We start from the raw sequence: 21,095 nt of genomic DNA on the forward strand, positions 1-21,095 counted from the left end.
CCTCCCGTACCCATCCCGAACACGGAAGATAAGCCCGCCTGCGTTTCGGCGAGTACTGGAGTGCGCGAGCCTCTGGGAAATCCGATTCGCCGCCACCACTCATACTCATACTTTCAGCCCGCACAGCACCCGCTGTGTGGGCTTTTCGTATTTATACCCTCGAGAGCAGACCGTACCCGTGGATCACCCGGAACCGGAACGCGCTGGCCCGGCCTATTTCCTGTCGGGTCTGGTACCCTCGAGCGTGACAAACATCGCGATCACCGGTGCGTCCGGGAGCGTCGGCAGGGAGGCGATCGACGCCTTCTCCGAAGCCGAACTGGCGCTGTTTTCCCACAGCGAATCCGAGGACCTCGAGACGACCCCGATCGAAATCACCGACCGCGAGGCGGTGTTCGACGCGCTCGAGGGACAGGACGTCGTCGTCCACCTCGCGGCGAACCCCGATCCCAGGGCGGAGTGGGACGAGGTGTCGGGACCGAACACCGAGGGCGTCTACAACGTGTACGCGGCCGCGGTCGAACACGGCCTCGAGCGGGTCGTGTTCGCGAGTTCCAACCACGCGGTCAACATGGGAAACACCGTCTCGCCGACGCGGCCGGAGTCGACGAACGGACAGCCCGACGTCGTCCGTCCGACGGATCGATCGGATCCCGACACGTACTACGGCGTGACGAAGGTCTTCGGCGAGGCGATGGGCCAGTACTACGCGAACCGTCACGGGCTCGACGTGGTCAACCTCCGAATCGGCTGGCTGCTGACCCGGGACGAACTCAGGGAGGCGGTCGCGAATCGGGACGGTGCCGGCGAGCGGTACGCTCGCGCGATGTGGCTCAGTCCGGGCGACTGCCGGCGACTCATCCGCGCGGCCGCGACCAGTTCACTCCCGAAGACGCCGCTGACCGCACACGGTATCTCCGACAACAGCGAGCGGTTCCTCTCGCTCTCGGAGACGATGCTCGGTCTCGAGTATCGACCGCAGGACGACGCTGCGGCGGTTCTGGACGACGACGAGGCGTCGCGGGACGGGCTCGAGACCGCCTGACCTGATCGATTTCGAGACCGAAAGACCGAATACTAGAACGGTTCTACATCGGCGTATGTCGATCAAGGTGTCCGAGTCGACGGGTTACGGACCGAACAGTCAGATGTCGCTGTTCGGGTATCTCGTCGCGATACTCATCGTGTTGGTTCTCCTGCCGGTGTTGCCGCTGTTCGTCGTCGGCTGGCTGATCTGGCGGGCGTTTTTCGCCGACGAGGAGGAGCACAGTTTCGAACAGTGGCGCCGCAGCCGCGAGCCGCGCCAGCCCCCGAGCGGCTCCTGAGACGGTTTGCTGTAACGAGTTCCTGTGGGATCGCGGTCCCTCCGGAAATGACTTACAGTAGACAGTATGATGGCTGTTGCTGTCATGTCGAAGCAGCGACAAGCGGGCTGTCTCAGTCGTCCGAACTCGCTGCCTCGAGGGCCGGCGGCGGTGAGCCGGAGAGTTCGCCCCGGTCGTGGGAGGCGTCGAACGCGAGACCCGGTCCGCGGGCGACGATTCGGTGCGGGTTCACGTCGGGGTGGGTCGTGTAGTAGTGTTCCTTGATGTGATCCATGTCAACGGTGTCGGCGACGCCCGACGTCTGGTACAGATCCCGGAGATACGGCCAGAGGTTCTCGTACTCGCGGATCTGACTGACGTTACACATGAAGTGGGTGTGGTAGACGTTGTCGAATCGAACCAGCGTCGTGAACATCGCGATGTCGGCCTCGGTCAGTCGGTCGCCTGCGAGGTACCGCTGGTCCCCGAGAACGTCGTTCCAGTGCTCGAGGGCCTCGAAGAGTTCGTCGATCGCCTCGTCGTAGGGATCCTGTTTGGTCGCGAAGCCGGCCCGGTAGACGCCGTTGTTGATGGGCTCGTAGATCTCGTCGATGATGCGGTCGACGTCCTCCCGGTAGCCGTCGGGGTAGAGGTCGACGTCCCGGGCGGCGACCGCGTCGAACTCGGTGTCGAGCATCCGCATAATCTCCTTGGACTCGTTGTTGACGATGGTGTCCTCCCGCTTGTCCCACAGTACGGGAACCGTCACGCGGGCGGTAACGTCGGGGTCGGCGCGGACGTACAGCTCGCGGAGGTAGTCGGCGTCGTGAACGTGGTCGCGCGTACAGCCCTCCTTCTCGGGAGTGAACTGCCAGCCGTCCTCGTCGCGGTACGGATCGACGACCGAGACCGAGATCGCGTCCTCGAGGCCCTTCAGTGCGCGTGTCACGAGCGTTCGGTGGGCCCACGGGCACGCGTAGGAGACGTAGAGGTGGTAACGTCCGGCCTCCGGTTGGAACTGGGCGTCGGGGTCGTCCCGGATTCGGTCCCGGAACGTCGTCTCCTGACGGTCGAAGGAGCCGTCGTCGTCCGTCGTTTCGTAGGCGTCGGTCCGCCACTCGCCGTCGACGAGCATGTTCATACGCGCCGTACGTCTCGAGGGTACAAAGGCTCGCGCTGACATCGACGTCACCCGAACGGCTCAGCCGAGGACGCTCGTGACCCAGTAGCCGGCCGCGACGGCGAGCAGGACCGCCCCCTCGAGCCGGGTCAGTTGTCTACCGGTCGCCAACACGACCGTCGCGACTGCGGTGATCGCGCCGAGCCAGACGAGGCTGACGGGAACCGCTGGATCGACCGTCATCGGCCGAATCGTCGCCGCGACGCCGAGAACCCCGAGGAGGTTGAACACGTTCGAGCCGATGACGTTGCCGGCTGCGATCGCGACGGCGTTTCGACGCGCGGCGACGATCGACGTTACGAGTTCCGGCAGGGACGTGCCGGCGGCGACGACGGTGACGCCGATCGCCCACTCGGAGATCCCGACGGCGAGTCCGAGCGTCGTCGCCGCGCCGACGAGCAGGCGGCCGCCGACGACCACCAGAGCGAGTCCGACGAGGAGCCGTCCCGTTTCCGATCGGAGTCGAACCGATGGTTCGTTCGCCTCGAGCGTGGATTCCGTCGAGGGCTCCGTGGACGGCCGGTCGGTGCCGTCGGCTTCCCGACGAGCGGTGGCACCGAGCCAGGCGAGATATCCCGTCAGGAGAGCGACGAGCACCAGTCCCTCGGGGCGCGAGACGAGACGATTCGCGAGAACGCCCGTTGCGATCGCGGTAGCGAGGGCCATCGCGACGGCGTCCCGGCGGAGCATCGTCTCGGTAGCCCGAAACGGGGCGAGCAGAGCGATGGCACCCAGAACGACGCCGAGATTGAACACGTTCGACCCGACGACGTTACCGGCGGAGACGTCGCCGCTGCCCTCGAGGGCGGCGACGATCGAGACGGCGAACTCCGGTGCGGACGTCCCGAACGCGACGACGGTGAGTCCGATCACGAGTGGCGAGATTCCGGCTGCGTCCGCCATACTCGAGGCTGCGTCCACGAGCCACCGCGCACCGATCCAGAGTCCGAGCGTCGCTACGGCCAGGACGACGACGGTTCCGACGAGCGCCGACACGTCGGACCTATCGCGCGAGAGCGACAAAAGCGTACAGCGTCCGATCCCCATTCGGTAACATTTATCTCCCGGAGTTTGGATAGTACTCTCGTGTGTTACGATGAGTACTGAGAACGGTGGGCCGGGCGAGTCGGATCCGAGCGAGTCGTTCACTCAGGGGACCGAAGACGACGAGCCGCGAATCTCGTTCTACGGTGGACGCGGGATGAGCGCGTTTCCGATCGCCTTTTTCATCCTCTGGGCGATCGCACAGACCGCCCTCTGGCGGATCTCCGATACGGGTGGGCTGGTCGTCGGGATCCTCGTCGGACTGATCCTCGGCATGTTTTTCGTTCGTGGCAACTGGAAAACGTACGCGAACACGATCTTCGAGGGGATGACCCAGCCGGTCGCGGTGACGGCGATCGTCGCCTGGATCTGGGCCGGCATGTTCGCCGAGATTCTTCAGGACGGTGGCTTCGTCGACGGATTGGTGTGGCTGGCCGACGTCGGCGGGATCGGCGCGACGCTGTTCCCGGCACTGACGTTCGTCCTCGCGGCACTGTTCACGACGGGGATCGGAACGGGGTACGGTGCGGCGATCGCGTTCGTCACGCTGTTTTTCCCGGCCGGACTGCTGCTGGGTGCGAACCCGGTCTTGCTGTTCGGTGCGATCCTCTCGGGAGCGATTTTCGGCGACAACCTCGCGCCCGTGAGCGACACGACGATCGTCAGCGCCGTCACGCAGGACTCGGACATCGGTGGCGTCGTCGCCTCCCGGTTCAAGTACGTGATTATCGCCGCGACCATTGCGTTCGCCGCGTACCTCGTTGCCGGCCAGTTCATGGGCGGCCTCGAGATCGGCGGCGACGCCCGGGAGATCCTGGTCGCCGAGAGCGAACCGATCGGGCTGGTACACCTCGTCTCGATGGGCGTCGTGATCGGCGCAGCCGTCGCGGGTCGTCACATCGTCGAGGCGATCTCGTGGGGGATCGTCGTCGCGGCGATCTCCAGTCTCGCGCTGGGGCTGATGTCGGTCGGCGACATCGTCATGTTCAACGCGCCCGAGGACGCGCCGGTCGCCGAACCGCTCGAGTTCCTCCCCGTGCTGACGATCGTCGAGGAGGCCGACGCGGTCGGCGTCGGCGGCAGTCTGATCAACGGCGCCGCGGGGTTCTTCGAACTCGCGATCCTCGTCCTGCTGATCATCGCCGCGGCCCAGATCATGATCCGCGGGGGCGCCTTCCAGGCGATTCTGGACTGGTCGATCGAGAACCTCGCGACGAACGTCCGCAACGCCGAACTGACGATGGTCGGTTCGGCGGCGCTGATCAACGCCGTCATCACGATCAACACGGCCGCGGAGGTCGCGATCGGACCGTACATCTCGAAGATCGGCGAACGGTTCAACCTGAACGGCTACCGGCGGGCGAACATCCTGGACGGCCAGACCGCCGCGCTGGGCTACATCTTCCCGTGGTCGGGCGGCGTGCTGGCCGGCTACACGGCGATGCAGGACCTGCCCGGCCAGTACGACTGGTTCGACGCGGGAATGCTCGTCACGCCGATCGACGTCGTTCCGTTCGTCTTCCAGGGGTGGCTGCTCGTCGCCGTCTTCGTGGTGGCGGCGATCACCGGCTTCGGCCGCGAGTACATTATCGACCGCGAGAGCGAGGAGGTGGCACGAATATGAGTTTCCTGAAAAAGTACCTCAAGGGATGGCAGTTCCGCGACACGAACCCGGCGCTCGAGGAGGGCGACGTGATCGACGTCTTCGTCGCGGAGTCGAACAGTGCCGACGAAGGACACGTCTATATCGGCGACACGCACCTGATCGTCGAGGGTGCGACCCCGGATACGGTCGAGAAACGCGTCCGCGTTCGGGTGACCGAGTTCGACGAGACGACGACGACCGGTCGCGGCGAGTTCCTCGAAATCGTCGGCGAGAGTTCCTACACCAGCTGACTCCCGTCGAACGCGCTTTTAAGTAGTCGTAGCGAGCACTCGAGCACGTGTTATGGACGACGGGGACCGTCACCGGCAGAGCCGGCTCGTAACCGACGACGACGGGACGTTCGACGCCGAGCGCGCCCAGGAGGAGTCGCTGCCGATCGAGGACGGCGAGGTGATCGACACCGACGAACTGGCCGACCACCAGCACTACGTTGAGGGCCGGGGCGTCTACGACGAGCGAAACCGGGTCAACGACCTCACCGGCAGGGAGTGGAAGTACGCGACGAAGTCGGTCATCGCGGAGGGGTATCCCCCGGACGTTCAACACGACCTGCGAAGCGAACACGGCGGGCAGAAACCGCCGCGGCTCTGTGCCGAGCTGATCGGTCGGTTCAGCAAGGCCGGCGACGCCGTCCTCGACCCGTTCGCCGGCGTCGGCGGCACCTTACTGGGCGCGAGCTTCTGCGAACACGAGGGGACCGGACTCCGCGAGGCGATCGGCTTCGAGCGCAACGAACGCTGGATCGACCTCTACGCGGCGGTCCTCGAGCGCGAGAACGAACAGCGGCGGGCCCGCGGGAAGCCGCCGCTGGCCGAACAGGAGCTTCGCCACGGGGACTGCGCCGACCTGATCGAGGACGTCGACGACGACGGCGTCGACCTCCTGCTCACCGACGTTCCCTACTGGCATATGGACGAACTCGAGCAGACGCGAAACGAGTACGAGACTCGCGAGAGCAAGCTCGGGTCGTTCGACGCGACGGAGCAGCGGACCGACGAACCGGACGCGGACGGCGACGGCACCGAAATGAAGGCGGAGTGGCTCGCGGATATGGCCGCGAAGTTCGATCGGTTCGCCGACGCGGTCGCGCCGGACGGTCACGTCGTCGTCTTCATCGGCGACATGTACCGCGACCAGTCCTACGAGTTTCTCTCGGCCGACCTGGCGCGTGCCATCGAATCGACCGCGCCGCTGACCCTCGCGGCGAACCTCGTCTGGTACGATCCGACGAAGGACCTGCACGTCTACGGCTACCCGTTTTCGTTCGTCCCCTCGATGGTCCACCAGAACGTGCTCGTCTTTCGCCTCGAGAACGAGTAGCGTCAGCCGACCGTCTGACGTGGTTTTATTGGCCAAACCGTGGACTGATACGACGGACGCGCCGAACGATACCCCATCCCCTCTCGACCGCGCGTCCACGGCTCTCTGCGCCGCCCGGTTTTTTTCCTAGGCCGATGCCGGCAGCAGCGCCGCCCGAAGATCGTCGATGCTCTCGGTTTCCGCGACGACGGCGACCTCGTCGCCGACGTCGAGTTCGGTCCCCGGAAGCGGAATCGTCAGTGACTCTCGCGGGCGGCCGTGGGCGTAGATCCGCGCCGACGCCGGAAGCTCGAGTTCGCTCATCCGCTTGCCGACCGCGGGCGATCCCTCCCGGATCTCGAGGACGGTCAGCTGGAGGTTCGCGGCCAGGTCGGCGACGACGTTGAAGTCGCCACCGAGCATGGCCGTCTTCGCCCCCGCTGCGCCGAGTCGTTCGGGGTAGATGATGTCGTCGACGTCCTCGGCGTAGCGCTCGTAGATCTCCTCCCGGTAGTCCTCGTCGATCCGAAGCACGGTCCGACAGCCGTGGTGGTTCCCGACCATACAGGCCGCGAAGTTGGCATTGAGATCGGGCGTGAACGCGCCGATCGCGTCCGCCTCGTCGATCCCTGCCTCGAGCAACACGTCCTCGTCGGCGCCATCTCCCTCGATGGTATCGAACCCGTCGGTGGCGGCTCGTTCGACTCGATCCGGATCGTCGTCGACGACGACGAGTTCGTGGCCCTCCTCGTGGAGGATGCGCGCCGTGTGCGAGCCGACCCGACCGTATCCCACGATAACAAACCTCATGACGAACGGGTACGGCCTCGGGGGTCAAATACGTTCGTTCGTCGTCGCCGCGACGACTCGATGCGGGTCCAGCGCTCGGCTACCTAAAATGTATGCACGTGCGTGTATCGAAAACCTGCGGCCGAAGACGTGAACTTTAACTAAGCCGTCTGGGTATGCCTGAACATCCAACATGGGGGCTTTCGATCGTATCGGCGCGTACTTCGGGTTCGACGAGCACGACACCGACCTGCGGACGGAACTGATCGCCGGGGTCACGACGTTTCTGGCGATGGCCTACATCATCGTCGTCAACCCCGCGATTCTGAGCCAGGCGATCCTCTGGGACCACGAGACCGGCGAGTTCCAGAGTGAGGCGACGATCGACGGCACGGTCTACGGCCAGGGCGAGATCATTCAGATGCTCGCGGTCGTCACGATCCTCGCGTCGATCGCTGCGATCCTCGTGATGGCGTTCTACGCCAACCGACCGTTCGGACTCGCCCCGGGGATGGGGCTGAACGCCTTCTTTACCTTTACCGTCGTCGTCATCCTCGGCGTCCCGTGGCAACTCGCGCTGGCGGCCGTCTTCGTCGAGGGGGTCATCTTCATCGCGCTCACCGCGGTCGGCGCGCGACGGTACATCATCGAACTGTTTCCCGAACCGGTCAAGTTCTCCGTCGGCGCCGGGATCGGCGTCTTCCTGCTCTTTCTCGGCTTGCAGGAGATCGAACTCGTGGTGCCGTACGACGCGACGATGGTCACGCTCGGAAACGTCCTCCAGAGCCCGGTCGCCGCGCTCTCGCTCGCGGGGCTGGTTCTGACGCTGTTGCTCTACGCCAGGGGACTGCGGGGATCGATCATCATCGGGATCGTGACGACGGCGGTCGCCGGCTGGGTGCTGACGCTGGCCGGCGTCGTCGGTCCCGACGTCCTCACCCCGGAGGGATCGTACGACGAGGTGACGAACGAGGGGCTCGGCTCGATGATCGCCTCCGTGCAGTACGACTTCACGCCGCTGTTCTGGGGGTTCGTCGACGGCCTGGGAATGATCACCGACGACCCGCTCGTGTTCGCGCTGGTCGTGTTCACGTTCTTCTTCGTCGACTTCTTCGACACCGCGGGGACGCTCATCGGCGTCTCCCAGATCGGCGGGTTCCTCGACGAGGGGGGTGACCTGCCCGACATCGAGAAGCCGCTGATGGCCGACGCGGTCGGCACCACGGTCGGCGCGATGATCGGCACCTCGACGGTGACGACGTTCATCGAGTCCTCGGCGGGCCTCGAGGAGGGCGGCCGAACCGGATTCACCGCGCTCGTCGTCGGCGGGCTGTTCGGGCTCGCGTTGCTCATCGTTCCGCTGATGCAGGCGATCCCCCAGTACGCGACCTACCTCGCGCTGGTCGTCGTCGGGATCATCATGCTCCAGGGGGTCACAGATATCGACTGGCAGGATCCCGCCTGGGCGATCAGCGCCGGGCTGACGATCACGATCATGCCGCTGACGACGTCGATCGCGAACGGCCTCGCGGCGGGGATCATCAGCTACCCGCTGCTCAAGGCCGCGATGGGCGAGCGACGGGACGTTTCGCCCGGCCAGTGGGTTCTGGCGATCGCGTTCATCGTCTACTTCGTCGTCTACTTCGCCGTCGAAGCCGGCATGGTCGTGTTCTAGGCGTCGCCGGTTCCGGCAACCCGTCGGCCGACCGGTGACCTCTTTGGTGTCGACCGGTTACGGCTGGTATGTCCGATATCACGCTGTACGAGCTGCCCGGCTGTCCGTTCTGTGCGAAGGTTCGAACGAAACTCGACGACCTCGAACTCGACTACGACGTGATCGAAGTTCCCCGCTCTCGCGAGGATCGCACCGAGGTCGAACGCGTCAGCGGCCAGACCGGCGTTCCCGTCATCACCGACGAGAGCCAGGGCGTCGAGGGGATGCACGAGAGCGACGACATCGTCGACTACCTCGAGGAGACGTACGCCTGATCGCTCGTTCCCGCTACCGCCGAGTTCGGCGGCAGCCGTCAGTTCGCCGCGCAGTTGTTCGGCCCCAGCTCGAGTTCCTCGACGTCGTCGCCGGGCTGGCTTTTCCCCCAGTTGATCTGCTTGATCTCGTTATAGTTCGCCGGCTCGTCGGCCAGGCTCTCGACGATCGTTTCGACGAACGCCTCCTCGTCGCCCTCCTCGACGTAGCCCAGCAGCTCGTTCGTCGTCTCCTCGCGGAGCTCCTCGAGGCCGGTCGCTAACGGGCGGATCGACTCGTCGCTGAAGTGACCGGGCAGCACGATCCGGTCGCCCTCGAGTTCGGTCAGCCGGCCGAGGCTGTCGAACAGCCGGCCCGAGGCCTCCCGGATCGCGTCCTCGTCGCCGTCCTCGAGGTCGGGACGACCGACGCTGCGGAGAAACAGCGTGTCCCCGGAGAGAACGGCGTCGCCGAACGTAAACGAGACGCTCCCGGGCGTGTGGCCCGGGGTGTGGATCGTCTCGAGCGACCGGTCTCCGACCGGAACGGTGTCGCCGTCCTCGAGGGTCGTGAGCCGCTCGAGGTCGCCGGCGTCGTCCCCGTGGAGGTAGTAGGGGACGTCGAGTTCGCCGGCGAGTCGTCGCGCGCCCGAGACGTGGTCGGCGTGGGCGTGGGTGTCCGCGACGCCGACGATCTCGAGGTCCCGTTCGTCGGCCTCGCTCAGGTAGTAGTCGACGTACTGGCTGGGATCGACGACGACGGCCGCCGTTCCGTCGTGGACGAGATACGAGACACAGCCCGTCCCGGGACGGACGATCTGGACGACGCTGTCGGCGCCGTCGATCTCGAAGCTGCGGTGGACCCGGCCCCAGCCGTTCATCCCATCGTCGATGGACGTCGCGTCGAACCCGCGCTCCCGGAGGAAGTCGGCGGCCCGCGCCGACGTGATGCCGGCGACGCAGACGACCGCAATCTCTCGATCCTCGGGGAACTCCTCGAGGTGGTCCTCGAGCGTCGAGTAGTCGTGATCGAGCAACTCGTCGTAGATCGGGAGGTTCGTGCTGTCCTCGATCCGCCACTCCTCGTAGTCGTCCTCGTTTCGCACGTCGAGGACGAAGAGGTCCTCGTCTCCCTCGTCGATGCGACGCGCGATCTCCGCCGGATCGAAGCCAGTGTTGGTCATATAACACAATATCGTACACGACGATAATAAATCCGCTGCACGAAACCGCCACCAACGGGTCGGACTTCGATCCCGCGACGAGAGGGAGAGGACAGTCAGTACTTGAGCCCGAGCAGCGAGTTGAGCGCGAGCGCCAGCCCGACCACGCCGAGCAACGCGGCGAGAAAGCCGAAGGAGACGGCCCAGCCGAACAGGTCCGCGAGGGCGCCGACGACGACCGACCCCAGCGCGGCGACGATCATGTAGACGGTGCGGACGAGCCCGAAGCCGGCGTTCTGTTCCTCGGCCGAGAGTTCCTGGAGGAACCGGGGCATGAGCGCCGCCCCGAAACTCATCCCGATCCCGACGAGCACGATTCCGGCGACGATCGGGAGCGTGCTCGAGGACGCGATCAGGACGCCGAACCCGCCGACGCCCGCGAGCATGCAGGTCCCGATCGCGCGATCTCGCCCGATCCGATCGGAGAGGGCACCGACCCCGATCTGGGCGACGCCCTGCACGACGAAGTACGCCGAGAACAGCGCCCCCGCGAACGTCGTCGAGGCGCCCTGGTGTTCGATGAGAAACGTCGGCAGGAACGAGGCCGTCCCTTGCCAGGCGAACTCGCTGACGATCGCGACGAACAGCGTAAAGGCGATCGGCGGCCGCGAGAGGAGTTCGAGGACGGGTGCGACCTGAAACCGATCCCGGAGCGGCGTCTCCGGTCGACGGGGTTCGGTCGGGCGGACCTTCCAGGCGAAGAGGATCGTCGACGGGATCCCGATCAGGGCGACGGCGGCGACGGCGACTCGCCACCCGAATCGGACGGCCAGCCAGGCGACGGCGACCGGCGTGACGAGTCCGGCGATCGTCGCGCCCGTGTTGTGGACGCCGACGGCGGTGCCGACGTTGTCGTAGGTTCGGGCGAGTAACGTCGTCGCCACGCTGTAGTGCAGGCCGGCAACGGCGCCGAGCGCGATCGTCGCGAGGAAAAACAGCGCGAACGCGGGCGTCAGCGAGACGGCGAGCGCGGCAAGTGCCGAGCCCCCGACGGCGACGAGGATGATCAGCCGTTCCCCGTAGCGGTCGGCCAGCACGCCGCTCGGGTACTGCGCCAGCCCGTACGCGAGCCACATGCCGGTCAGCGAGAGCCCGACGACCGCGTTCGACACCGAGAACGTGTCGACGATGTCGGGAATGATCGGGCTGATCGCCAGCCGTCCGACCATCGTGACGAAGAAGGCGAGCGTACACAGCGCCAGCACCGTCTCCCGGTACCGCCAGCGCGACGATATCGATACCAACTCGTTCCGATCGAAACGCGTACGGCTACTTATCGGCCCCGATTCGACCCAACGCGTCCTCCTCGAGTGGGTCGACCGGCGCGTTCACCGCCGAGTCCCGGCCCGCTCGAGTCGCCGACGACACTCCTCCCGAACCCCGCGTTTCGATCGCCGGGTCGGATTACGTATAGCGCTATCTCGTTTGTCGATGGAATCGTCGAGCCGCGTCCGTCGCCTCGAGTGATCGTACTCGGGCGTCTTCCGGCTGTTCTACGGGCTGTGTTCGACTGCCGAACGACGTTCGGTAAGCGTCTGACGAGCTTTTATATTAGGTGCAAACGCTTGCGCAAACGGATACGGAATGGAAGTCAGCACCAATCGAGCCGCGACCTTCCTCGACAAGGGTGGCACCGGAAAGACGACCTCCGCGGCCCATCTCGGCGTCGCACTCGCCGAAGCGGGCGAAGACGTCCTGCTCATCGACCTCGCCGGCAAACAGGGCGACCTGGCGAAACACTTCGGCGTCTGGTCGGAAGTCCAGGAAGACATCGAGAACGACGACGACTGGCCGAACATCTCGACGGTCTTCGCCGAGGAGTGGGATCAGATCGCCTCGAAGCTCGGCGACGCGGCCGTCGACAGCCTGATCGTCGAGACCGACGAGGGTGTCGATTTGATTCCGGCCCACCCCGGGCTCGACTCGCTCGACGCCGACCTCGGCAACATCGACGACGCCAGAGAGCGCTACTCCCGGCTCGAGCGGTTCCTCGACGAGTACATCGACGGTCGGTACGACACCGTCCTCATCGACCTTCCCGGCCTGACGAACAACGTCACCTACAACGGGCTGTGGGCGACCCGCAACGTCGTCGCGCCCGTCGAGATGGGGCCCTTCGAGAGCGAGCAGGCGACGGCCCTCGAGCGCGACCTGGCGAAGATCGACGAGCAGTTCGGCGTCGACGTCGACCTCGCGATGATCCTGCCGAACAAGGTCGACACCCGGACAAAGCTCGCAAACGAGTACCTCGAGGGGTTCGGCGAGGAGTACGAGGGGGCGATCGCCCCCGAACACGTTCCCGCGAGCCAGGACATCCGGAACGCGGCCGACGAGGGGCGAACCGTGTTCGCACTCGAGGAGCCCTCCACGACCGCCGAACGCGCCCGCGAGGCGTTCCTCGACAGCGCCTCCGCCCTCCAGCGGCGACTGGGTGAGCGGCGATGAGCGACGACCTCGAGGAGCTACGGAAGAAGACCGAGCGGGGCGATCGAAACGACGAGATCAGAACCGAAGCCGACTCCGCGTTCGTCGACGACCTCGTCGATGCCATCGAGGCCGTCGACAGCGGCGAACGCCCGAAGACGGTCGCCGTCCGAGACCAGCCCGTCGCGGCGCTGCTGGCCGCCCTCGACGACGACGACGCCGAGATGACCGACGTCGGCAACGCCCTCGAGGAGGCGCTCGGGCGCGACCGCTCCGAGGAGTTCGACCGCAGCGAGATCGTCCGCCTCGCGGTCCGCGTCGGACTCGAGACCGCGACGCCGGAGAAGACCGAGCAGCTCAGCGACGCGATCGGGCGCCACGCTCGAGAGAACCTCTGAGAGTCCGGATCGACGCCGAACTCGGTTCGGTAAATGGCATTTCGATATATTGATACTGGACTCGTCGGCTGCGCGCGATCGCACCGAGTCGGCCGAACGCGCCGACGGCCGGGTTACTCCCTTCCCCTGTCGGAGAGCAACGGACGACGGTCGGCGACCCGGCGTCGGAGGAGTTGCTCGTACAGCGGCCGACTCGCCGCATACAGCGGGAAGGGCGACGAGCCCGACGCCAGGAACCCGCCCTGGCTGTACAGGTGCAGATCGCGCCGCCCGTCGATGGCCACGCCGCCGGCGGCGCGCAGCTCCTCGGTGTATCCCGGAAACAGCTCCTCGAGCGCCGAGCGACCGGCTTCCCAGAGAACGTGAATTTGGTGGGCCTGGGGAACCCCCGACCGTGCGACGGGCTCGTCGGGCAGCGGGTCGCGGTCGATCACCGTCACCGAATCGAACGCGTCCGCGAGGACGCGGGCCGTCGTCAGCCCGGCGATCCCTGCGCCGACGACGATCGTCCGTTGGCGCCGGTCCCCGGATCGATCGCCGTCGTGCGGTGAAACGGTCGCGTGCGTCGTGGCCCTGGTTCCTCGAGTGATCGAAGCGCTGTTGCTGTCGGGCATGGTTAGCAGTCGACCGGTTCGGCCCACTCGGTCGACGGCTCTCCCCCGGAAATTTCCGGGCCCGTCGCGGAGGCCAACGCACCGTCCTTGCTCTCACCCTCGTGGGTCCGGCTCGGATCGATCCACGCGTCGCCGGCCGCACTCGCGAGGCCAACTACCGCGACCACCCCTGCCGCCGCTCCGGCTTTCATACGGTTTCCTGTAAGTCATTACCGGCGCAACCGCCGTACGGGTCGCGGTTGCGCCGGTAAATCGTTACAGCAATCCGTATCACTCGTCGGGGCTGCTCTCCTGACCGATCACGACGGTGTTCTGAACGAGGCTGCGGTGGGCTCGACGAAGCCGTTCCGACAGCGCCTGGTGGGAGATGTCCATCTCCTCCGCCAGCGCCATCATGTCCGCCTCGCGGGGGATCTCGTAGTAGCCCCGGTCGAACGCCAGCTCCAGGGTGTCCTGCTGGTCGTCGGTGAGCCCGAACCGGCCCTGTCGACCCTCCTCGAGGCTGTAGACAGCGTGGAGCTGGAACTGGATCCCGTTCGAGCGACAGTAGTCGTTCGTTCGCGACAGGCTGTCCCGGTCGGGAAACAGCAGCCGGAACTGCCAGCCGCTGGCGTCGCCGACCGCCGAAAGTACCGTCCCCTCCTCCTCGACGAGCACCTGGACGAGCGCGTCGACCCGCTGGACCCAGTCCATCTGGTAGAGCTGTTCCCCGTCGACGTCCGCGAGCAGTCGAACGTTGTCGACGGTCTCGTCGGCTTCGAGCACGTCCTCGAGCCCCTCGAGGTCGGGTGCGTCGACCCAGAGAAACGGCATGACCTCGCCGTCGACGTTCGCGACGACCCGCTCGACCTCGCACTCGAGGCCGTCGACGGCGTCGATCGTCTCCTCGAGGACGAACTCCGTCGGCGAAAGTTCGATCTCCGCGACTGTCCCTCCCATACGTTCGGGTGGAAGCGAAACGCCTTGGTTTCGTCGGACTCCCCGTGGCGGTTCCCGATCCGCGAACCACCACTGCAAACGATTGCGAAAACGCTTGCGTAAACGATTACGTCCTTCGCTTGGACGGCGCGGACTCCTCCTCCAGAGCGGTGAGTTCGTCGCTCTCGAACCGGAAGTCGGTCCCGTTGCAGCCCGGACACGCGTGATGTCTCTCCGGTCGCGGCCGTTCGGCAGCCGCCGCGAGGAGGATAAAACCGCATTCTGTGCATCTAATATATCGGTCCACAAGAGTTCAGAATATTCCCGACGCGATAGTTCCGATACCCCGGTAGTTTGGACGACCGACGAACCGCGCCGTCGAGTGCTGCTCCTCTCGACGATGTCCGGGGGCGAAGCCGACTCCACGCATCGCGGCGTTCTCGAGCGGTTTACGATCGATCCTTCGGCGAGGAAAACAGCGAGTCGAACACCTTCCGCTGGCCCTTCCGGAGGTGCTGGTGGAAGGTCGGCGACGCGACCTCGAGCGAGTCGGCGAGCTCCGTTCCGGACGTCTCGCGGGGCCACTCGAAGAACCCCGCGTAGTACGCCGCGGAGAGCACGGCGTGCTGTCGGTCCGTCAGCTCGCCTGCGAGACGGCGTTGGTCGGGTCTGGGGTCGTCCCGCGGACGAGCGATCTGGCGGTGACAGCGCAGTTCGGCGTCCGGGTACGCCGCCTCGACGGTGTCGACGACGCGGTGGACGTCGACGCTCGGCGCGAGGTGGATCGTCATCCGATAGTCACCGTCTTCGATCGACGCACTATCGACGTACCCGCTGAGAGAGTCGATAGCCGAAAGCACTGGGGGGTCGGTTACCCGAAGTTCGAACCCGAGCGGCGTCGCTTCGGGGTGGACGGTGACGTCCGCCGCTCCGGGATGGTTCTCGCCGAGATCCCGGAGGGCGTCGACCGCATTTGGTGTGGCGGTACCGTAGACGAGAAACTCGCCCTCGCCGATCGAAACCGTGTAGTCGAACGTAATACGTCCCGCCGTTTCGTTCAGGCCGTCGAGTGCGGCGAAGACGTCTGGAATCCGGAACTCGAGTTCGACGAGGTCGTCGCTCAACAGCGACCGTTTGCGCTCGGCGGCGGCGATCGCGTGGCCGATGATCTCGCCGAGCTGCGTGATCCGCTTTCCCTCCTGTCCCTCGAAGGCGTCCGGCCGCTCCGCGTAGACGTTCAACACGCCATAGATGGCACCCTCGTGAGTGATCGGGATCGCGGCGGACGACTGAACCCCGTAGGGTTCGATGTGATCTCGCCAGGGCTCGTACCGGGGATCGGCGCCGACGTCCCGCGTCGTCTGCACCTCGCCGGACCGAAAGGCACGTCCAGTAGGCCCCCGACCCCGGTCGTCGTCCGGATCGACCGAGATCGTGGTCCCGTCGAGATACCCCTCGACGCCGGCTTCGGTTCGAAGCGTCACCGTCTGCGTTGCGGCGTCGACGTCTCCTATCCAAGCGAACAGGTAGGAGTCGGAGCTCGCGAGGTGCTCACAGACCGTCTCCTCGATGTCCGCGCGGGTCGGCTGTTCGACGATCGCGTGGATGATCTCGCTTGCGACCTCGCCGAGGCTGGTCACCGCCGCCAGCTGCTCGCGCTGGCGTTCGAGTTCCCGCTCGTACTCGACGCGGTCGGTGACGTCGCGAACGACCCCGACGCGTCCGCGCTCGTCGCCGTCCAGTTCGAGCCGACCGAATCGACTCTCCACGACGATCGACCCTCCGTCGGCGTCGTGGAGCCGCTCTTCGAGGACGGCGACGCTTCGGTTCCTCGACTCCAGTTTACTTCCTCCCACTTCGCCCCTCTCGTCGAACTCATCTCCGAACACGAGCTCCGCGGGGCTACCGAGCAGCTCCTCGCGGTCGTATCCCGTCATCGAGGCGAACGGATCGTTGACGAACGTGAACCGATCGTCGCCGTCGAGCACGTAGATCCCGTCGCCGACCGTTTCGACGATGCGTTCGTACCGTTCCAGCGTTCGTTCGCGCTCCTTGCGCTCGGTGACGTCCGTGAAGTAGATCGACAGTCCCGACGGCGAGGGGTGGACGATGTCCCGATACCAGCCCTCGAGGGGCGGGAAGTACGCCTCGACGGAGGTCGCCTCCTGGGTTTCCATCGACTCCCGGTAGGCCGTCTCGAAAGGGGTTCCGACAAGTCCCGGAGCCGCGTCCCACAGTCGCCGGCCGAGCGCCTCCGCTTCGGTCCCGTCGACCATCGCCGCGGCAGCGTCGTTGATGTACGTGAGCCGCCACTCGTCGTCGACCGCGAAGAACCCGTCGTTGATCCGTTTGATCTCCTCCTCGAGCGTCGATCGGGGCTGGCCGTGCCGGCGAACGCCCCGTTCGGAATCCGCGGTCCCCGTCTCTCCCGCCGGCGTCGTCGAGGTCGCGTCGACGGTCGGTACCGGTCGCCACCAGACCCGGGCGTTCGCGCCGACCTTCTTGGTCTCGAGACGACCCCGCTCGACGAGTCGGTCCAGCCGGTCGTACGTGCTCCGTCGGCCGAGATCGAGCCGTTCGGCGACCTCGGGCGTCGTCCGGGGTTCGCCCGTCCCGTCGAAGACCGCTAGCGTCTCCCGGAGCGCGTCCGGCAGCGATTCCGATCGCATCGTTCTGTGTTCCGTGGTCACGTCTATCAATCTTCCGTCGACGGAGTCTCGGGTCGATTACGTCGTGAAAGCGAGGTCACGAACGGACCGAGTAACGGTTCTCCCTCGAATTTTGCCTAAGATGTTATAGCCACCGCTTAGGGCCGAACGACCCCTTCGATACACCGTCGACGAACGGACGTGATCACGACATGCTCCCAACCCCGGACGATACGGCGGACAAGGACACTCGCACGGTCGGGCTATCCGAACGCGGCCGTGACGAACTGTTCGTGGCGAACCGACGACGAGTAGCGCTCGCGATCCTCGACGAGCGTACTGAACCGTTGGAAGTCGACGAACTGGCCGCAGCGATCGCGAAACGCGAAGCCGAGGAAGCGGCATCCATCGAACGGATCGCGATCACGCTTCACCACGCTCACCTCCCGCGGATGGCGGACGCAGGCGTCGTCGACTACGACACACAGGACCGACGGATCGATCCCGCCGGATTCTCGCTCGAGTCGGTTCGCCGAAACTGACCGGTGTGAGTCGTCCGAGCGTCCGTCTCAGGTCGGCGATATCCGGATGCGAACACGATAGCGTTTACATTTTCGTTTGCGCAAACGGTGCGCCCTCGCTGCCTTCGGCGACCAGTCGGGACAGGAGGGACCTGGTGTGACTCGAGTCTCCCGTCTCCGAACTCCCGCTCGAGATTCGAGTCGTGAGAAACGAGTCCGGGTCTCGAGGACGCCGCCGGGCCGTTCGGCATCACAGACCGATGCTCGAGGCTCGGTCGACCCTCAGACGGCCTCCTCGCGCTCGGCCCGCTCGCGGATCACCGCACGGAGATCGTCCGCGTCGCGAAGCTCCTCGAGTTCCTCGCGTTCGACGAGGGCGGTGCCGTCGACGGACTCCTGTTTCGCGCGGTCGACGACGTACACCGACTGGGTTCTGGTCACTTGGCCGATCGAACTCATGATCCGGGCCCGCTTCTCGGCGGCCTCGGTGAACTCCGAGTGGCCGGTGAGAACGACGCCGCTGTCGTCCTCGTCCTCGCTGACGGCCTTGAACGGGGAGCGAACGGTCGGGTGGACCCGGTAGCCGGCCCGCGTGAAGACGGCGACGACCCGTTCGTCGGTCGGATCGGCGTCGGGATCCTCCGGGGTCGACTCGCTCTCGTGGACGTCGTCGGCGCCCTCGAGGACGTCGACGGGGCTCGTGAGGGAGGCGTCGAACAGGTCCTCTAGGGCCATCGCGATCTCGACGGAGGCGTTCATCCCGTCCTCGTACTTCGAGACCGTTCGTCGGGAGACGCCGAGCTGGCTGGCGAGCTGTCCGAGGCTGAGTTCGCGGTTCTCGCGTTCGTCGGCCAGCAGGTCGCCGTCGATGTTGACGTACAGCCCGCCGGGTGCGGCGTAGATCAGCGGCGGGACGTCCTCGATGAACAGATTGTACGCCGTGTCGGGGCTGAGAACGGGGACGCCGTGACGGAAGTAGGTGACGTCGGGTTTCAGATCCTCGTCTCGGCTGCGCAGTCCGATCACCAGCGGCGTCGCCTGCAGGTAGGTGCCCAGGCGCCGCATCTCGTGACCGGTCTCCTCGTTGAAGGCGTCGATGTTGCCCAGGATCTTGACGAGCAACAGGTTATCGCCGCGACGCGCCGCGACGTCGAAGCTCTTCGGGCGGATCGCACACCGGTCGCTGACCACGAATCCCGCGTCCTCTAGCATCGCGGTGACGTTGCCGACCAGTGCCGAACGGGACATAGGGGGATGTAAGTGAGCCCATCTATATGAGTGTTGTCCCGCCGATCCCCGGCCGCAGGGTGGCGATTCGACCGGAATCCGACGGATACGCTTTTATACGATCGGGACTCGTCGTCGTCCGTTCGAAAGCGGTTACTCCCTGGCCCGGCAACTCCCGCCGATGACTGTCGTCGGGCTCGACGATACCGACTCCCGCGAGCGCGGGATGTGTACGACCTACGTCGCACGGACGATCGCCGAGCGACTGAACCGGTCGGGCGCGTCGGTGTCGCGGCTGATCCTCGTCCGACTCAATCCCGCGGTCGAGTACAAGACCCGAGGCAACGCCGCGCTGGCGATCCACACCGACTGCGACCCCGAGCGAGCGTACGAGGTCGCTCGCGGCCGCCTCGAGCGCCTCGCCGAAACGGCCGACGAGCGAACTCATCCCGGACTGGTCGTCGCCGATCACGACCCTCGGGAAGCCCCGGCGGACGTGAGCGAGTTCGCTCGCCGAGCGATTCGGACCCACCTCGCGCGGGCCGACGCGACGGCCCTGATCGACCGCCACGGCTACCGCTCGTGGCACGCCGGCAACGGCCGCGGCCGGATCGGCGCCCTGGCCGCGGTCGGCGCCTGGAACGAACTCGAGGCGTGGACCTACGAGCGGATCTCCTACCGGGAGTCCGAACGGTGGGGAACCCCCCGCGAGGTCGACCCTGGGAGCGTCTTCGCCGCAGCTGACCGGGAGTACCCGGCGGTCTGGGACACCGTCGACCGCGGGGAGGACGAAACGGTCTGCGTTCCTCACACTCCCGGTCCGATTCTGCACGGGATCCGGGGCGACGACCCGGACGCGATCGGCCGGGTCGCCGAGGGAATCGAGAGCGAGCCCGTCGCCTCGAGCCGGCTGTTCGTCACCAACCAGGGAACGGACGTCCACCTTCGGGAGGGGGCGCTCGAGTCGGTTCGGGACGGCCGGGCCTACCGGGTCGACGGCCGGGTCGCGAGCGAGCCCGAAACCAGACGGGGCGGCCACGTCTTCGTTACCCTCGAGGGGATCGGCGACGACGACGAGAGCGAAGCGCGGCCGTCGCTCGAGTGTGCCGCCTTCGAGCCGACCAAGCGGTTCCGCGACCGGGTGCGGGCGCTGCGCGTCGGCGACCGCCTCACCGTCTGCGGCGAGGTCTCGCGGGGAACGCTCAAACTCGAGAAGTTCGCGGTGCGGGAGCTCGTCGAGACCGAACGTGTCACGCCGACCTGTCCCGACTGCGGGCGACGGATGGAGAGCGCCGGCCGGAACCAGGGGTACCGGTGTCGCGACTGCAAGACCGCCGAGGCGGAGAAGGAGACGGTGGCGCTCGAGCGCGACCTCGAGCGAGGGTGGTACGAAGTGCCGCCCTGTGCGCGACGTCACGTCGCGAAACCGCTAGTCCGAGGTGGGTTCGACGCGCCGACACACCCCGAGCAGTAGCCGCGTCGACGGCCCGACGCGACGCCTACTGGACGGTGATCCCGCGGCGAGCAAGAAACTCGCCGACGTCCTTGATCTCGACGGGGCTGCCGACGATCAGACAGCTGTCGTCATCTTTCGGAACGACGGTGACGGTAAACTCCTCGTCGAGGTGCGGCTCGATGGACTCGAGGGTCTCGCGGGGGAGCACGATCTGGGTGCTGTCGCGCAGCTGCGACGGTTCGGGCATTCGTCTGGTTCCTCCACCGCACGGATGTCGTTTATGCGTGTCGAATTCTCATCGTCGATCGTCGGACTACCAGTGGTACGATCCGGTAGTACGCGAGAGTCGCTCCGTTCTTTCCGCGACAGGAGAACGGGCGGGTACACCTCGGGCTCACCGGCCCGTATCCGGCTCGGAG

The 21,095-nt window shown here is 66.2% G+C and carries 22 protein-coding genes and 1 rRNA gene; 12 read left to right on the forward strand and 11 right to left on the reverse strand.

Annotated elements, in window-relative coordinates:
• The 3 genes from rrf to ACNA7R_RS11080 form a co-directional block, all read left to right on the forward strand.
• Positions 1 to 98 (forward strand): 5S ribosomal RNA (gene rrf / locus ACNA7R_RS11070); the annotation flags it as partial.
• A gap of 146 nt (positions 99 to 244) precedes the next feature.
• Entirely contained in the window at positions 245 to 1,045 is an 801-nt protein-coding gene (locus ACNA7R_RS11075) for an NAD-dependent epimerase/dehydratase family protein (RefSeq protein WP_416283625.1), read from the forward strand.
• A gap of 55 nt (positions 1,046 to 1,100) precedes the next feature.
• The gene (locus ACNA7R_RS11080; protein ID WP_416283626.1) at positions 1,101 to 1,325 is read left to right on the forward strand and encodes a hypothetical protein; all 225 of its coding nucleotides are present in this window, start codon (positions 1,101 to 1,103) and stop codon (positions 1,323 to 1,325) included.
• Between the two features lie 112 nt (positions 1,326 to 1,437).
• Here ACNA7R_RS11080 and ACNA7R_RS11085 read toward each other — a convergent pair whose 3' ends face one another.
• Together ACNA7R_RS11085 and ACNA7R_RS11090 are read right to left on the reverse strand one after the other, a co-directional pair.
• Complete coding sequence (locus ACNA7R_RS11085) at positions 1,438 to 2,445, reverse strand: glutathione S-transferase family protein (protein WP_416283627.1); 1,008 nt, start codon at positions 2,443 to 2,445, stop codon at positions 1,438 to 1,440.
• A gap of 60 nt (positions 2,446 to 2,505) precedes the next feature.
• A complete protein-coding gene (locus ACNA7R_RS11090) occupies positions 2,506 to 3,480 on the reverse strand; it encodes a calcium/sodium antiporter (RefSeq protein WP_416283628.1) in 975 nt (324 codons plus the stop codon).
• Between the two features lie 100 nt (positions 3,481 to 3,580).
• Between ACNA7R_RS11090 and ACNA7R_RS11095 the strand changes: the two genes are divergently transcribed.
• The 3 genes from ACNA7R_RS11095 to ACNA7R_RS11105 are packed head-to-tail and all read left to right on the forward strand — an operon-like array spanning position 3,581 to position 6,514.
• A complete protein-coding gene (locus ACNA7R_RS11095) occupies positions 3,581 to 5,152 on the forward strand; it encodes a Na+/H+ antiporter NhaC family protein (RefSeq protein WP_416283629.1) in 1,572 nt (523 codons plus the stop codon).
• Positions 5,149 to 5,424, forward strand: coding sequence for a TRAM domain-containing protein (locus ACNA7R_RS11100; RefSeq protein WP_416283630.1), 276 nt, complete (start codon positions 5,149 to 5,151; stop codon positions 5,422 to 5,424). The genes ACNA7R_RS11095 and ACNA7R_RS11100 overlap by 4 nt, the downstream gene beginning before the upstream one ends.
• 52 nt (positions 5,425 to 5,476) lie before the next feature.
• Positions 5,477 to 6,514, forward strand: a complete 1,038-nt coding sequence (locus ACNA7R_RS11105) for a DNA methyltransferase (protein ID WP_416283631.1) — start codon at positions 5,477 to 5,479, stop codon at positions 6,512 to 6,514.
• Positions 6,515 to 6,640: 126 nt separating this feature from the next.
• Here the strand turns inward: ACNA7R_RS11105 and ACNA7R_RS11110 are convergent, their stop codons facing one another.
• Positions 6,641 to 7,303, reverse strand: coding sequence for a potassium channel family protein (locus ACNA7R_RS11110; protein WP_416283632.1), 663 nt, complete (start codon positions 7,301 to 7,303; stop codon positions 6,641 to 6,643).
• 172 nt (positions 7,304 to 7,475) lie between these two features.
• Between ACNA7R_RS11110 and ACNA7R_RS11115 the strand changes: the two genes are divergently transcribed.
• Both ACNA7R_RS11115 and ACNA7R_RS11120 read left to right on the forward strand, forming a co-directional pair.
• A complete protein-coding gene (locus ACNA7R_RS11115) occupies positions 7,476 to 8,957 on the forward strand; it encodes an NCS2 family permease (protein ID WP_416283633.1) in 1,482 nt (493 codons plus the stop codon).
• Positions 8,958 to 9,025: 68 nt separating this feature from the next.
• On the forward strand, positions 9,026 to 9,271 hold the full coding sequence (locus ACNA7R_RS11120; protein WP_416283634.1) for a glutathione S-transferase N-terminal domain-containing protein: 246 nt from the start codon (positions 9,026 to 9,028) through the stop codon (positions 9,269 to 9,271).
• 38 nt (positions 9,272 to 9,309) lie between these two features.
• Here ACNA7R_RS11120 and ACNA7R_RS11125 read toward each other — a convergent pair whose 3' ends face one another.
• Entirely contained in the window at positions 9,310 to 10,431 is a 1,122-nt protein-coding gene (locus ACNA7R_RS11125) for an MBL fold metallo-hydrolase (RefSeq protein WP_416283635.1), read from the reverse strand.
• A gap of 95 nt (positions 10,432 to 10,526) precedes the next feature.
• Positions 10,527 to 11,714, reverse strand: a complete 1,188-nt coding sequence (locus ACNA7R_RS11130) for an MFS transporter (protein ID WP_416283636.1) — start codon at positions 11,712 to 11,714, stop codon at positions 10,527 to 10,529.
• A gap of 340 nt (positions 11,715 to 12,054) precedes the next feature.
• Between ACNA7R_RS11130 and ACNA7R_RS11135 the strand changes: the two genes are divergently transcribed.
• Positions 12,055 to 12,915 carry a ParA family protein gene (locus tag ACNA7R_RS11135; RefSeq protein ID WP_416283637.1) on the forward strand — a complete coding sequence of 287 codons (861 nt, stop codon included), beginning with the start codon at positions 12,055 to 12,057 and terminating at the stop codon, positions 12,913 to 12,915.
• Positions 12,912 to 13,292, forward strand: a complete 381-nt coding sequence (locus ACNA7R_RS11140; RefSeq protein ID WP_416283638.1) for a hypothetical protein — start codon at positions 12,912 to 12,914, stop codon at positions 13,290 to 13,292. Before ACNA7R_RS11135 ends, ACNA7R_RS11140 begins: the two co-directional genes overlap by 4 nt.
• A gap of 113 nt (positions 13,293 to 13,405) precedes the next feature.
• On the opposite strand, the gene ACNA7R_RS11145 is transcribed toward ACNA7R_RS11140, so the two are convergent.
• The 4 genes from ACNA7R_RS11145 to ACNA7R_RS11160 all read right to left on the reverse strand — a co-directional run bounded on the left by ACNA7R_RS11145 (position 13,406) and on the right by ACNA7R_RS11160 (position 17,493).
• The gene (locus tag ACNA7R_RS11145; RefSeq protein WP_416283639.1) at positions 13,406 to 13,906 is read right to left on the reverse strand and encodes an FAD-dependent oxidoreductase; all 501 of its coding nucleotides are present in this window, start codon (positions 13,904 to 13,906) and stop codon (positions 13,406 to 13,408) included.
• Between the two features lie 2 nt (positions 13,907 to 13,908).
• A complete protein-coding gene (locus tag ACNA7R_RS11150; protein WP_416283640.1) occupies positions 13,909 to 14,097 on the reverse strand; it encodes a hypothetical protein in 189 nt (62 codons plus the stop codon).
• Between the two features lie 79 nt (positions 14,098 to 14,176).
• A complete protein-coding gene (locus ACNA7R_RS11155) occupies positions 14,177 to 14,845 on the reverse strand; it encodes a bacterio-opsin activator domain-containing protein (RefSeq protein WP_416283641.1) in 669 nt (222 codons plus the stop codon).
• A gap of 428 nt (positions 14,846 to 15,273) precedes the next feature.
• Positions 15,274 to 17,493, reverse strand: a complete 2,220-nt coding sequence (locus tag ACNA7R_RS11160) for a bacterio-opsin activator domain-containing protein (RefSeq protein ID WP_416283642.1) — start codon at positions 17,491 to 17,493, stop codon at positions 15,274 to 15,276.
• A gap of 191 nt (positions 17,494 to 17,684) precedes the next feature.
• Between ACNA7R_RS11160 and ACNA7R_RS11165 the strand changes: the two genes are divergently transcribed.
• Entirely contained in the window at positions 17,685 to 18,014 is a 330-nt protein-coding gene (locus ACNA7R_RS11165; RefSeq protein ID WP_416283643.1) for a hypothetical protein, read from the forward strand.
• 261 nt (positions 18,015 to 18,275) lie between these two features.
• Here the strand turns inward: ACNA7R_RS11165 and ACNA7R_RS11170 are convergent, their stop codons facing one another.
• On the reverse strand, positions 18,276 to 19,241 hold the full coding sequence (locus ACNA7R_RS11170) for a transcriptional regulator (protein ID WP_416283644.1): 966 nt from the start codon (positions 19,239 to 19,241) through the stop codon (positions 18,276 to 18,278).
• A gap of 160 nt (positions 19,242 to 19,401) precedes the next feature.
• On the opposite strand from ACNA7R_RS11170, the gene ACNA7R_RS11175 reads away from it, so the two are divergent.
• Positions 19,402 to 20,694, forward strand: a complete 1,293-nt coding sequence (locus tag ACNA7R_RS11175) for a TiaS agmantine-binding domain-containing protein (protein WP_416283645.1) — start codon at positions 19,402 to 19,404, stop codon at positions 20,692 to 20,694.
• Between the two features lie 25 nt (positions 20,695 to 20,719).
• Here the strand turns inward: ACNA7R_RS11175 and ACNA7R_RS11180 are convergent, their stop codons facing one another.
• Positions 20,720 to 20,923, reverse strand: a complete 204-nt coding sequence (locus tag ACNA7R_RS11180; protein ID WP_416283646.1) for a hypothetical protein — start codon at positions 20,921 to 20,923, stop codon at positions 20,720 to 20,722.
• Between the last annotated feature and the right edge of the window lie 172 nt (positions 20,924 to 21,095).

Source organism: Natronococcus sp., assembly GCF_047921035.1.
Classification (GTDB): domain Archaea; phylum Halobacteriota; class Halobacteria; order Halobacteriales; family Natrialbaceae; genus Natronococcus.

Bases quoted from the DNA above. Each gene is read 5' to 3' on its own strand.
- ACNA7R_RS11080 (WP_416283626.1), top strand. From the start codon at position 1,101: ATGTCGATCAAGGTGTCCGAGTCGACGGGTTACGGACCGAACAGTCAG.
- ACNA7R_RS11085 (WP_416283627.1), bottom strand. From the start codon at position 2,445: ATGAACATGCTCGTCGACGGCGAGTGGCGGACCGACGCCTACGAAACG.
- ACNA7R_RS11095 (WP_416283629.1), top strand. From the start codon at position 3,581: ATGAGTACTGAGAACGGTGGGCCGGGCGAGTCGGATCCGAGCGAGTCG.
- ACNA7R_RS11100 (WP_416283630.1), top strand. From the start codon at position 5,149: ATGAGTTTCCTGAAAAAGTACCTCAAGGGATGGCAGTTCCGCGACACG.
- ACNA7R_RS11105 (WP_416283631.1), top strand. From the start codon at position 5,477: ATGGACGACGGGGACCGTCACCGGCAGAGCCGGCTCGTAACCGACGAC.
- ACNA7R_RS11110 (WP_416283632.1), bottom strand. From the start codon at position 7,303: ATGAGGTTTGTTATCGTGGGATACGGTCGGGTCGGCTCGCACACGGCG.
- ACNA7R_RS11115 (WP_416283633.1), top strand. From the start codon at position 7,476: ATGGGGGCTTTCGATCGTATCGGCGCGTACTTCGGGTTCGACGAGCAC.
- ACNA7R_RS11120 (WP_416283634.1), top strand. From the start codon at position 9,026: ATGTCCGATATCACGCTGTACGAGCTGCCCGGCTGTCCGTTCTGTGCG.
- ACNA7R_RS11125 (WP_416283635.1), bottom strand. From the start codon at position 10,431: ATGACCAACACTGGCTTCGATCCGGCGGAGATCGCGCGTCGCATCGAC.
- ACNA7R_RS11135 (WP_416283637.1), top strand. From the start codon at position 12,055: ATGGAAGTCAGCACCAATCGAGCCGCGACCTTCCTCGACAAGGGTGGC.
- ACNA7R_RS11140 (WP_416283638.1), top strand. From the start codon at position 12,912: ATGAGCGACGACCTCGAGGAGCTACGGAAGAAGACCGAGCGGGGCGAT.
- ACNA7R_RS11145 (WP_416283639.1), bottom strand. From the start codon at position 13,906: ATGCCCGACAGCAACAGCGCTTCGATCACTCGAGGAACCAGGGCCACG.
- ACNA7R_RS11150 (WP_416283640.1), bottom strand. From the start codon at position 14,097: ATGAAAGCCGGAGCGGCGGCAGGGGTGGTCGCGGTAGTTGGCCTCGCG.
- ACNA7R_RS11155 (WP_416283641.1), bottom strand. From the start codon at position 14,845: ATGGGAGGGACAGTCGCGGAGATCGAACTTTCGCCGACGGAGTTCGTC.
- ACNA7R_RS11160 (WP_416283642.1), bottom strand. From the start codon at position 17,493: ATGCGATCGGAATCGCTGCCGGACGCGCTCCGGGAGACGCTAGCGGTC.
- ACNA7R_RS11165 (WP_416283643.1), top strand. From the start codon at position 17,685: ATGCTCCCAACCCCGGACGATACGGCGGACAAGGACACTCGCACGGTC.
- ACNA7R_RS11170 (WP_416283644.1), bottom strand. From the start codon at position 19,241: ATGTCCCGTTCGGCACTGGTCGGCAACGTCACCGCGATGCTAGAGGAC.
- ACNA7R_RS11175 (WP_416283645.1), top strand. From the start codon at position 19,402: ATGACTGTCGTCGGGCTCGACGATACCGACTCCCGCGAGCGCGGGATG.
- ACNA7R_RS11180 (WP_416283646.1), bottom strand. From the start codon at position 20,923: ATGCCCGAACCGTCGCAGCTGCGCGACAGCACCCAGATCGTGCTCCCC.